The organism is Leptothrix cholodnii SP-6, assembly GCF_000019785.1.
Lineage (GTDB): Bacteria > Pseudomonadota > Gammaproteobacteria > Burkholderiales > Burkholderiaceae_C > Sphaerotilus > Sphaerotilus cholodnii.
Genome location: NC_010524.1, coordinates 2,279,905 through 2,291,622, shown reverse-complemented (window position 1 = coordinate 2,291,622; position 11,718 = coordinate 2,279,905). Strand labels below are relative to the sequence as shown.

The window sequence follows — 11,718 nt, the reverse complement described above, 5'->3', positions numbered from 1 at the left end:
GATCGCTTGCGAGTCGAGTGTTTGCGATGCCATCTTTCATTCCTCCTCAAGTGGTGATCTGACTCGTCGATATCCAGACGATGTCGTCCTACATGCTGTTATTGAGCAACGCCTGCAGATCGCTGACCGTGATCTGTGTCGCGTTGTTCAGGATTTTTCAGCAAGCGTTCGCGACGCTTGTGGTGTTTGTGCTGCTCGGCAGCACCACCATGAATTCGACGGCCTGGGACGCGGATCGGATACGGCTGGCCAGCTACCGCCAAGGCGCGGCCCAACAGGAATCGATGCGCGCACTGCTCGACGCGGTCGCGGCGGCCTCGCACCTCGACGATGAGGCGCGTCTGCAGGCGCTGAACCAGTTCTTCAATCGTCGCGTGGTTTTCCGCGACGACATCGAGGTGTGGGGCCAGATCGACTACTGGGCCACGCCGCTCGAGATGATCGGGCGCGGCGAGGGCGATTGCGAGGACTACGCGATCGCGAAATACTTCAGTCTGGTGGCTGCAGGAGTCAATCCGGCCCGCATGCGACTGGTGTATGTAAAGGCGACGCTGGCCGGCGTGTCCGGCGCGGCTCAGCAGGCTCACATGGTGCTGGCCTACTATGGCGCCAGCGGCAACGCCGATCCGTTGATTCTGGACAATCTGATCGGCGAGATTCGGCCGGCATCGCGTCGCCCCGACCTGCTGCCTGTTTTCAGTTTCAATACCGAAGGCCTCTGGTCCGGCACTCAGGGGCCTGGAGCGGGCGACCCGGTATCGCGCCTGTCTCGTTGGCGAGATTTGTTGGCGCGAGCCAGGGAACAAGGATTCATGTGAATAAAAGTAACACGAGGGCTGCGCAATGTCGCTGATACGACAAGTCTGGCTGTTAGTTCTGGGCATCATCATTTTTGCCCTCGTTGGCAGCATCGCCTCGTCGATCTGGACCGCGCGCGGTTATCTCCAGACGCAATTGGCCTTGAAAAACAGCGACAACGCGCAGTCGCTCGCATTGACCTTGTCGCAACAGGGTGGGGATATCGCCTTGATCGAACTGGCGATCTCGGCGCAGTTCGACATCGGACATTACCGGTCGATCCGGTTGAAGGACGAACGCGGCGCGGTGCTGATCGGCCGTGAGGCTGCCCCCGTCGAGGCCGGCGCGCCGCGCTGGTTCACGCGCCTGATCGAGATCGAGTCGGTCCCCGGCGTGGCACAGGTGTCGGCGGGCTGGGCCGCGCTGGGCAGCCTCGAGGTGATCAGCCAGCCAAGCTTCGCCTATGCCGAACTGTGGACGGGTGCCTGGACCAACACGCTCTGGATGTTGATGGTCGGCGCGGTTGCCGCGCTGGTCGCGCATCTGGCTGTGAACCGACTGCGTCGACCGCTCGACGAGGCGGTTGCGCAGGCACAGGCGCTGAGTCAGCGTCGTTACATGACCATCGTCGAGCCGGCGACGCCCGAGTTGCGCGATGTGTCGCGAGCGATGAATCAGATGGTCGATCGCGTGCGGCTGCAATTCAACGAGCAGGCGGCGCAGGTCGACGAGTTGCGCCAGCGCGCCAACGGCGATGCGCTGACCGGTGTGTCGCACCGGGCGCATTTCATGTCTTGCCTGCATGCGCAGTTGACGCACGAGGACTTGCCGGTTGACGGGCAACTGATCCTGATTCGCGTCCTGGGACTGGCCGAACTGAATCTGAAACAGGGGCATCTTGCGACCGACGCGATGCTGCAATCGCTGGCGCGCAGCCTCGAGGAGCCCGCCGGCGACAGTGTGCCGCGCGTGGTGGGGCGGCTCAACGGCAGCGATTTTGCGATCCTGTTCGGCCATGACGGCGCGTCCAGCGATGCCGCGGGCATCCTGATGGACAAGGTGCGCACCGGTCTGGCGGCCTATCCGGGCGCGGCTTCGGTGATGTCGGCCGTGCGATTGCAGCAGGCCGACACCGTCGCCGCCCTGATGTCGCGAGCCGATGCCGGCCTGGCGTGTGCCGAGGCGCGGGGCGACTTCTCGATCGAACTCGTCGAGCAGGCCGACCTGCTGGCGCAAGCCGGTGGCGAGGTCGTGTGGCGCCAGTCCATTCGCGAGGCGCTCCGGCACGGACGGGTGCGCTTGGGGCATTTCGCGGTCGTGGATCGCAGCGGCCGGCGCATCCACACCGAAAGCCCCCTGCGACTGCAGATGAAGGCGGGCGACGACTACCAGGTGGCCGCCACCTGGCTGCCGCATGCCATGCGCACCGGCCTGACGTCGGACATCGACGCCTGCGCCATCGACCTGGCGATGCGCGCCATCGCGCTGGATCAGAAGCCGCGCTGCATCAACCTGTCGCCGCGTTCGCTGTGCGACCCGATGTTCCTGTCTCGCGTCGTGGCTCGCCTGAAGGACGACACGCACGCCACGCGGCTGCTGTGGGTGGAGGTCGATGCCTCGGTCCTGGCGCGCCATGCCAGCGAACTGACCGAACTGTGCAGCCGCTTGCGGCCGATGGGCGTGCACGTCGGCATCGAGCATGTCGGTGAACGCATGGCCACCAGCCATGCGGTTTTCGAGGCCGGCCTCGATTACATCAAGCTCTCCCAGACGCTCAGCCAAGACATTGCCTCGCATCCGGCGCGCCAGTCGCTGCTCAGGGGCATCGTTTCGGTTCTGCACGGCTTGGGTGTTGCGGTGTATGCCGAGGGGCTGCGGAACGCAGCCGATGTGACGGGTTGCTGGGATTGCGGCGTCGATGGCGTGACGGGTCCTGCGGTCTGACGGGGCCCGATCAGGCGGCCGTGTCGACCAGCAGCTTGCCTTGGTTGATCAGCGCCGTGATCATCTGCGCTTCGCTCGCATCGGGTGCAAGGCCGATGGTCGCGGCCAGATCGAGGTTGGTGAGGGTGATGGTCTGATCGGCGGCACCGCTGCCGGTCGAACTGATGCTGATGACGGTGTCGACACCCGACTTCGAGAAATCGAGGAAGGCGCCCAGGTTGTCGGCGTTCTCGCCGACCAGCAGATCGCGCAGATCCAGCACGTCGCCGCCCGCGCTGGCGGGCGCGGCGTCGAAGTCGTTGACGGTGTAGGCGCGCGGGGAACCCGCCGTGCCGGCGTCGCCGAGGTGCCAGGCGAACACGTCACTGCCGACACTGCCGTTGAACACGTCGACGCTCGACTGGGTTGGCGACGTGCTGGCCGCATTGATCGACTGGATCGATTCGGCGCTGCTTGCCGCCACGCCGGGCGAGGCCTGGACGGGCAGGGCGATCGGGTCGACCTGCACGAAAAATGCTGCAGTCTCGGTGCGCCCGCCCGATGCCACCGTGTAGGTGAACGACGCCGGATCTTCGGCCGTCGCGGTGAAGCCCGCGTTCGGCGTGAACACCAGTGACTGGTCGCCGGTCAAGGTGACGACGCCGTTGAGGACCGTCACGCTGCCGCCTGCGGCGACCGCCGTGCCGTTGATGGCCGTGATCGCCGGGCCGGCGCCCTCAAAACCGCTGCCCGGATCGTTGACATTGACCAGGGATGCCAACGTGAACGGCGTGGTGGCCTGACCTTCGTTCGTGACCCGCGTGACGATCTGCACGTCCGTGACGGCTCTGACGACCAGGCTCGTGCTGTCGGTGTCCGGCAGATTGGTGCTGTCGGTGGTGGTGACCGTCAGGCCGATGCCGGCGCTGTCGATGAACCCGCCATTGCTGTTGTGCGTGAAGAAGTCCGCCACGTTGCGGTAGCTGGCACCGTTGAGAGCGGCATTGATCGCCGTCGGCGTGCCGCTGACCGTGACGCTGCTGCTGCCGTTGCCCGACACGGTGACACCGTTGGTGCTGCCGAGCGTGAACGTGCCCTGTGCCACGCTGATCGTCGTGGTCAGGGTGCCGGCGTCGTTGACGATGTCGGCGTCGAACACGGTGATGGCGTTGCCGTTGGCGACCGAGAAGAACAGCGGCGTGTCTTCGTTGGTCGTCACGCCGTCGAGATTGGTGGTCGGATCCGGCAGGGTGTTGACCGGCGCATCGTCGACCGGCGTGATGTCCATCGACGCCGAGCCCCCGACGGACAGGCTGCCATCGCTGACGGTGTAGTTGAAGCTGACGGCGGTGTCGTCGTTGGGTGCCGGCGTGTAGGTCCAGGTGCCGTCGTTGTTGTTCACCAGCGTGCCGTTGCCGGTGGCGATCGCAAGACCGGACGCGGTCAACGCGGGGCCGTCGATGTCTGCAGCGTTGGCCAGCAGTTCGACCTGGGTGATGGTGCGGGGCCCGCTGTCTTCGGCAATCGAGGCCAGCGTGACCGGTGTGTTGGTCGGGGCGTCGTTGACGGGCGTGATGTCGAGCGTGGCCGTGGCCGGCACGGACAAGGCGCCGTCGCTGACCGAATAGTTGAAGCTGACGGCGCTGTCGTCGTTCAATGCCGGCGTGTAGGTCCAAGTGCCGTTGCCGTTGTCGACCAGAGAACCGGCGCCGGCGGCAACGGTCAGGCCTGTCGCGGTGAGGGTGGTGCTGTCGACGTCGGTCGCATTGGCCAGCAGTTCGGCCTGCGTGATGATGCGCGCGCCGCTGTCTTCGCCGATGGCGGCCAGAACGACCGGCGTGGTGACCGGCGCGTCGTTGACGGGCGTGATCTCCATCGCGGCGGAGCCGGGAACCGACAGGCTGCCGTCGCTGACCGTGTAGCTGAAGCTGACAGCTCCGTCGTCGTTGGGCGCCGGCGTGTAGGTCCAGGTGCCGTCGTTGTTGTTGACCAGGATGCCGTTGCCGGCGGTGATGGTGAGGCCGGCGGCGGTCAGTGCGGGGCCGTCGACGTCGGTCGCGTTGGCCAGCAGCTCGGCCTGCGTGATGATGCGTGCGCCGCTGTCTTCGGCGATCGCCGCCAGCGTGACGGGCGTGTTGACCGGCGCGTCGTTGACGGGCGTGATGTCGAGCGTGGCCGTGCCCGGCACGGACAAGGCACCGTCGCTGACCGTGTAGTTGAAGCTGACGCTGCTGTCGTCGTTCAACGCCGGCGTGTAGGTCCAGGTGCCGTTGCCGTTGTCGACCAGAGAACCGGCACCGGCGGCAATGGTCAGGCCCGTCGCGGTGAGGGTGTTGCTGTCGATGTCGCTGGCATTGGCCAGCAGTTCGGCCTGCGTGATGACGCGGGGGACGCTGTCCTCGGCGATGGCGGTGAGCACGACCGGCGTCGTGACCGGCGCGTCGTTGACCGGCGTGATGTCGAGCGTCACCGAACCGGGAACCGACAGGCTGCCGTCGGTGACGGTGTAGTCGAAGCTGACGGTGGTGTCGTCGTCGGGCGCCGGGGTGTAGGTCCAGGTGCCGTCGTTGTTGTCGACCAGCGTGCCGCCGCCCGCGGTGATGACGAGGTTCTCGGCGGTCAGCGCGGGGCTGTCGACGTCGGACGCGTTGGTCAGCAACTCGGCTTGCGTGATGACACGCGGGACACTGTCTTCCGCGATCGGCGCCAGCACCGCGGGGGTGTTGACCGGCGCGTCGTTGACGGGCGTGATGTCCATCGCGGCCGAACCGGCGACGCTCAGGCTGCCGTCGCTGACCGAATACGTGAAGCTGACCGCCGTGTCGTCGTTCAGTGCCGGCGTGTAGTTCCAGGTGCCGTTGCCGTTGTCCACCAGCGTGCCGGAACTGGCCGTGAGGCCGACGACGCTCAGGGTCGTGTTGTCGACGTCGGCGGCGTTGGCCAGCAGCTCGGCCTGCGTGATCACGCGCACACCGCTGTCTTCGGCGATCGCGGCCAGCACGACCGGCAGATTGGTCGGTGCGTCGTTGACCGGGATCACGTTGACCGTGGCCAGGGCCGGCACGCTGGGCCGGTCGATCTCGTCGTAGACGACAAAGCTGACGGTGCGCGGCGTGGCGGTCGGGTTCTCGCTCGGATTGAAGTAGGTCACAGACTGCAGCAGCGTCTGGTACTGCGCCAGCGTGGCCGTGCCGGTGAAGGTGAGGACACCGGTCTCGGCGACGTAGTTGCTGGCGATGCCGTTGACCGCGGTGAACGCCAGCACGTCCTCGCCGACCGTGAAGGCGCCGGTGATGCTGACGGTGGCGCGGCTGACGATGTTGCTGTCGGGATCGGCCAGGGTCATCGCCGGGGCGATCGGCGACGCGGCGTCGTTTTCGGTGTAGTTCAACTGGCGCGCGTTGCCCGCGCCCGGTCCGTCGATGTCGATCACCACGATGGCGTCGTCATCGATGATGCTGACCGTGCCCGAGACACCACCGATGCTGACGTTGAACGTCTCGTTCTCTTCGTCGATCGTGTCCGGGTTGGTGACGATCGTGACCGAGAAGCTCTGCACGTTGGCCGGCACGGTGATGGTGCTGCCGTCGGCGTTGAGAACCACGCCGTTGGTGAAGGTGAGGGCCGGCGCCAGGTCGCTGACCGGATCGGCCTGGTTGGTGCCGGTGCCCGTCACGCCGAAGCTGAACGTGAACGGCTCGCTGGCGCCGCTCGACAGCGTCACGGTGTAGCTCACCGCATTGCCGTTGCCGGCGCCGGTACCTTCGATAACGTCGGGCACGCCGTCACCGGTGGAGTCGGGCGCGACGGGGGTCACGGACACCACGGTGGGGATCAGGACTTCGTCGGTCGCGGCGATGAAGGCCTGGCCCTCGCCACGCTCGGCGGCGTCGAAGGCGAATGCCTGGCCGTCGACCGACTCGTTGATGCGATCGACCCGCACACCCGGCAGCAGGGAACCCGGGTCGCCGCCGCTCAGGCCGGCGCCGGTCGGCGGCAGATCGGTGAGGATCTGCTCCAGCGCATCGGTGCCGGGGAAGCGGGCCAGGCGGGTGCCGGCATCGTCGATCTCGACAATGCCGTTCTGGGTCGTCATGATGACGTCACCCTTGCGGATTTCGTCGCCGACCACCAGCGGGCGCAGATCGCCATCGGGTGTGCGGATGAACGCTTCGCCCCAGATGCCGGTCACCTTGCCGGACGGCAGGCGGGCGGGAACGTAATCGGCTTCCAGCCGGACCGCGCGCAGGCTGGGGATCTGGGCGGCCTTGGCCGCCAGACTGGCAGCCAGTTCGGAAGAAGATGATTTCGCAGCCATGGGTCAACCCTTCATGTGTCGCGGCTGGAGCCACCGAGGCGCCTGAGGGGCGGGGGTCACTGCCGCTGGCGATGAAACTTCAAGTAGTTTCTCAATTCGCGCTCGTATCGTCGTGAAGCATAACGGTTTCTGTGCCGTCGTGGCGATGCAAGCGGAAGCTCCGGATACGCGAAATACATCTTGAAACAGCAAAAAACAGCGCCCGAGGGACGATTTTTGCGTGTTTCGGACTCGGTCACATCGCCGTCATGTCGGGCCGCTCCGGTACCCGGAACCGGGCGGCGCTGCGGCGCCGATCGCGTTTGCAGCGATCGGGCTCAGCGCTCCCGCAAGGCGTAGGCCCCGGCTTTCAGGATCGGCTTGAGCAGGTAGGACAGCACCGACTTCTTGCCCGTCAGGATGTCCACCGAAGCCGTCATGCCCGGAATGATGGGCTGCTGGTCGCCGAAGTTCGGCTGCGTGGTGCGCACCCTCACCAGGTAGAAGGCGTTGCCGCGTTCGTCGACCTGGGTGTCGGGGCTGATGTTCTCGACCAGCGCGTCGAGGCCGCCGTAGATCGAGAAATCGTAGGCGCTGAACTTGACGGTGGCGGCCTGGCCGGGGTGGATGAAGGCGATGTCCTTCGGCTGCACCTTGGCTTCGAGCACCAGGGCGTCGTCGAGCGGCACGATCTCGACGATGTCCTTGCCCGGCTGCACCACGCCGCCCACCGTGTTGGCGAGCAGCCGCTGCACCCGCCCGCGCACGGGCGACTTGACCTGCGCCTTGCTGACCCGGTCGGCCAGGGCCACGGCCCCCTGATTGAGGGCATTCAGACGACCGAGCACGTCCGACAGGTCACGCCGGGCCTCGTTGCGAAAAGACAACTCGGTTTCCTGCGTCTTGCGCTGCGCCTCGCCGATCGACGCCTGGACGCGGGCGATCTGCGCGGTCAGCTGCTCGACCTCGCCGCGGCTGCGGCTGACGTCGCGATCGAGCCTCAGCACCTCGACCTCGGAGATCGCACCCGAGGCCAGCAGCGGGCGGGTCTTGTTCAGTTCCTGGCGCGACAGCTCGAGCGTGCGCTGCGCCGAGGACCGCCGCGCCTGGGCTTCGCTCAATTCCTGCTGGCGCTGCGTGAGCTGCTGGCGGTTGATCGACAGCATCGCCTGCAGCTCGGACGCGCGCGACTGGTAGAGGTTGCGCTCTTCGTCGACGATGCGCAGCTCCTCCGCGTCGCCGGCCCGCGGCGCCGGCGGCAGGAAGGCGCCGCCTTCGGCCAGGGCTTTCAGGCGCGCCAGTCGCACGCGCAGCGCAAAGGCCTGGGCGGCGCTTTCGCGCACGCCCGAAGTGGCGCGGGTCTCGTCGACCCGCAGCAGCAGCTGGCCCTCTTCGACCTGATCGCCCTCGCGCACCAGGATCTCGGTGACCACCCCGCCGTCGTACGACTGCACCACCTGCAGCTGGCGCGACGGGATCACCTTGCCGTCGCCGCGGGTGATCTCGTCGATCTCGGCGATCGCGGCCCAGGCCAGCAGCACCAGCGTGACCAGCACGGCGGCACGCACGATCAGCTGGGCGCGGGCGGTCTGCTCGCGCGACATCAGCTCGGCGGCCTCGAACTCGAAGCCGGGCGTGGTCTGTGCCTTGTCGGCGCTGGCCACGGTGGTTCCGACCAGCTTGCGCGCGGCGCAGGCCAGCACGGTGCGGGCGCCTTCGAGCCCGCGCTGCAGTTTCTCGTTCATGCCGCCCTCGCGATCCGGCCCGATTGCAGGGCCTCCAGGATGCGGTCACGCGGACCGTCTGCCACCACCTTGCCGCCGTCGATCACGACGACCCGCTGGACCAGGGCCAGCATCGAGGTGCGATGCGTGACCAGGACGACGGTCTTGCCCTCGGCGAAGTCGGTCACCTTGCGGGTGATCTGCGCTTCGGTCGAGAAGTCCATCGCGCTGGTGGGCTCGTCGAGCAGCAGCACCGGCGCGTTGTGCAGCACCGCACGCGCGATGCCGACCGCCTGGCGCTGGCCGCCCGACAGCAGGTCGCCGCGCTCGCCCACCTGCAGGTCGAAGCCGCGCGGGTGGCGGTTGACGAACTCGCTCAGGCAGGCGGTGTCGGCAGCGGCGAGCACCGCCTGGTCGTCGGCATACGGCAGGCCGAGCGTGATGTTGTCGCGCAGCGTGCCGTAGAACAGCGTCACGTCCTGCGACACGTAGGCCATGTTGCGGCGCACGTCGGCCGGGTCGAGCTGGCGCAGATCGATGCCGTCGATCAGCACCGCGCCCTCGGTCGGCTGGTAGAGCCCGAGCATGAGTTTCTGCAGGGTGGTCTTGCCCGAGCCGACGCGGCCGATGAAGGCCACCCGCTCGCCCGGTGCGATGCGCAGGCTGACACCTTCGAGCACCGCGTCATCGCGGCCGGGATAGGCGAAGCTGACGTTGCGCAGCTCGATCTCGCCGAGCATCTCGCGGCGGTGCAGGAAGTTCTGCCCGCCCTCGCGTTCGACCGGCTTGGCCATCACGGCGTCGAGCGCGGTCAGCGCGGTGCGTGCGCCCTGGTACTGCATCAGCAGACCGACGATCTGGCCCGCCGGTGCCAGCGCCCGTGCGGCCAGCGTGGTGCAGGCGATCAAGGCGCCCATCGTCAGCGACCGCTCGCTGATCAGGTAGACGCCGATCACGATCACCGCGAGCGACACGATCTGCACCAGCGAGCTGGTGCCGTAGCTGGCGCGATTGGCGATGTCGCGCATGCGGACCTGCGCGCTGGCCAGGAACTGGTTGCCGCGCTCCCAGCGCGATTGCACGACGCTTTCAGCGGCCTGGGTCTTGATGGTCTCGATGCCGGTCAGGGCCTCGACCAGCGTGGCGTTGCGCTGCGCGCTGGCCTGGTAGGTCGACTGCGACAGCGTGTGCAGGCGCCCCTGCAGCACCCAGCCGGTCAGCAGGATCAGCACGAAGGCGATCACCACCGGCAGCAGCAGCCAGGGCGAGATCCACAGCATCGTCAGCATGAACAGCAGCGCGAACGGCAGGTCGATCAGCGTGGTGACGGTGGAGGCAGCGATGAAGTCGCGCACCTGCTCGTAGCCGCGCAGGTTGGCCGCGAACGAGCCGACCGAGGCCGGCCGGTGTTCGAGCCGCATGCCCAGCACGCGCTCCATCAGCGTGGCCGACAGCTGCAGGTCGATGCGGGCGCTGGCCTCGTCGACGAAACGGCTGCGCAGCAGGCGCATGTAGAGGTCGGCGCCGAGCACCAGGATCAGCCCGGTCGACAGCACCCAGAGCGTCTCGACCGCATGGTTGGGCACCACCCGGTCGTAGACGTTCATCGTGAAGATCGGGAACGCCAGCGCGAACAGGTTGATCAGGAAGGCGGCCCACAGCACGTCGCGGTAGACGCCGCGCTGGCTGTTGACGACGCTCCAGAACCAGTGGCCGACGCGCTGCTCGCGCACGCCCGGCGTGCGTTCGTCGAAGCGGAAATGCGGCCGCACGAACAGCGCCACGCCGGTGTAGCGGCGCACCAGTTCGCGCCGCGGCATCACCACCGCGCCCTGGCCGGTTTCGGGCAGCAGCACGCGCGCGTCGCCGTCCTTGGTCCAGCCCAGCAGCACGCAGGCGTCGTTGCCGCGCAGCAGCAGGATCGTCGGCAGCGTCGACATGTCGATCTGGTTGGCCTTGACCCGCTGCAACCGCGTGTACATGCCCGCACGGCCAGCCGCACGCTCGACCAGCGCCAGGCTCAGGCGACCGTCGTCGAGCGGCAGGCCGGCGCTGAGCGAGGCGCGCGACGCGCTCACGCCGTGCAGGCGGCAGACCTCGAGCAGGCAGTCGAGCAGCGGGTCGGGGTAGAGCAGGTCTTCGCGCAGGCGGTCGGTATCGGACGGCGCAGGGTTCGGCGTCGCGGTGCTGGCGGGCGGTGCGGCAATGCCCATCCGGGCGGACGCTGCGGTGTCACTCATGTGCGGCTCGGTGCGCTGGGGCGGCACACGTTGTCACGGGCGATGCGCCCGCGGGAGGAATCGGTGGGCGGGCCAAGGCGGTGCTGCAACTCGGCCGCATCGTGCAGGCAGGGCTCGGGGGCTCAGCGGATGTCGCCGTGATAGATCGAGAACTGCCCCGTTTCGCGGTCGGCGAAATAACGCTCGAGCGTCACCCGCACGGTGCGGAAGGCGAGTTCGTTCCACGGCAGATCGGCCTGGCTGAACAGGCCGACCTCGATCGTCTCGGGGCCGGGATCGAAGCGCAGGTGCTTCAGGCGGGCGCGATAGAACAGGTGAAGCTGGCCGGCCGGCACCACGTTCAGCACGGTGTAGAGGCCTTGCAGCTCGATCTCGGCGCCGGCTTCTTCGACGGTCTCGCGCAGGGCGCCTTCGGCGGTGGTCTCGCCCATTTCCATGAAACCGGCCGGCAGCGTCCAGAGGCCTCGGCGCGGCTCGATGTTGCGGCGGCACAGCAATACGCGGTCCTCCCAGGTCGGCACCGTTCCCACCACGTTGAGCGGGTTTTCGTAGTGCACGGTCTGGCAGGCGGGGCAGACCGCGCGTTCGCGGTTGTCGTCGGCCGGGGTCGCGTATTGCACCGGTGTGCCGCAGGCGCGGCAATGCTTGATTCGGTGCGTGAAGAGCATGGGTTCAGTGTAGCCGCGAGGGTGTGCATGGCATCATCCCCGACGGCCGACCGGCCACCGGAACCGGA

At 67.5% G+C, this 11,718-nt stretch carries 6 protein-coding genes; 2 read left to right on the top strand and 4 right to left on the bottom strand.

What is annotated here, in order from left to right; genetic code table 11:
* Positions 1–80: 80 nt before the first annotated feature.
* Both LCHO_RS10505 and LCHO_RS10500 read left to right on the top strand, forming a co-directional pair.
* Positions 81–818, top strand: a complete 738-nt coding sequence (locus LCHO_RS10505) for a transglutaminase-like cysteine peptidase (protein WP_012347123.1) — start codon at positions 81–83, stop codon at positions 816–818.
* A 25-nt stretch (positions 819–843) separates the two neighbouring features.
* On the top strand, positions 844–2,742 hold the full coding sequence (locus LCHO_RS10500; protein WP_012347122.1) for a bifunctional diguanylate cyclase/phosphodiesterase: 1,899 nt from the start codon (positions 844–846) through the stop codon (positions 2,740–2,742).
* Positions 2,743–2,752: 10 nt separating this feature from the next.
* Here the strand turns inward: LCHO_RS10500 and LCHO_RS10495 are convergent, their stop codons facing one another.
* The 4 genes from LCHO_RS10495 to LCHO_RS10480 form a co-directional block, all read right to left on the bottom strand.
* Positions 2,753–7,039, bottom strand: coding sequence for a cadherin-like domain-containing protein (locus tag LCHO_RS10495; protein ID WP_012347121.1), 4,287 nt, complete (start codon positions 7,037–7,039; stop codon positions 2,753–2,755).
* Positions 7,040–7,356: 317 nt separating this feature from the next.
* Positions 7,357–8,763, bottom strand: a complete 1,407-nt coding sequence (locus LCHO_RS10490) for an HlyD family type I secretion periplasmic adaptor subunit (RefSeq protein WP_012347120.1) — start codon at positions 8,761–8,763, stop codon at positions 7,357–7,359.
* The gene (locus tag LCHO_RS10485) at positions 8,760–10,982 is read right to left on the bottom strand and encodes a type I secretion system permease/ATPase (protein WP_012347119.1); all 2,223 of its coding nucleotides are present in this window, start codon (positions 10,980–10,982) and stop codon (positions 8,760–8,762) included. The genes LCHO_RS10490 and LCHO_RS10485 overlap by 4 nt, the downstream gene beginning before the upstream one ends.
* 122 nt (positions 10,983–11,104) lie before the next feature.
* A complete protein-coding gene (locus LCHO_RS10480; RefSeq protein ID WP_012347118.1) occupies positions 11,105–11,650 on the bottom strand; it encodes an NUDIX hydrolase in 546 nt (181 codons plus the stop codon).
* Between the last annotated feature and the right edge of the window lie 68 nt (positions 11,651–11,718).

Coding starts and splice junctions, on each gene's coding strand:
- LCHO_RS10505 (WP_012347123.1), top strand. CDS start 81: ATGTCGTCCTACATGCTGTTATTGAGCAACGCCTGCAGATCGCTGACC.
- LCHO_RS10500 (WP_012347122.1), top strand. CDS start 844: ATGTCGCTGATACGACAAGTCTGGCTGTTAGTTCTGGGCATCATCATT.
- LCHO_RS10495 (WP_012347121.1), bottom strand. CDS start 7,039: ATGGCTGCGAAATCATCTTCTTCCGAACTGGCTGCCAGTCTGGCGGCC.
- LCHO_RS10490 (WP_012347120.1), bottom strand. CDS start 8,763: ATGAACGAGAAACTGCAGCGCGGGCTCGAAGGCGCCCGCACCGTGCTG.
- LCHO_RS10485 (WP_012347119.1), bottom strand. CDS start 10,982: ATGAGTGACACCGCAGCGTCCGCCCGGATGGGCATTGCCGCACCGCCC.
- LCHO_RS10480 (WP_012347118.1), bottom strand. CDS start 11,650: ATGCTCTTCACGCACCGAATCAAGCATTGCCGCGCCTGCGGCACACCG.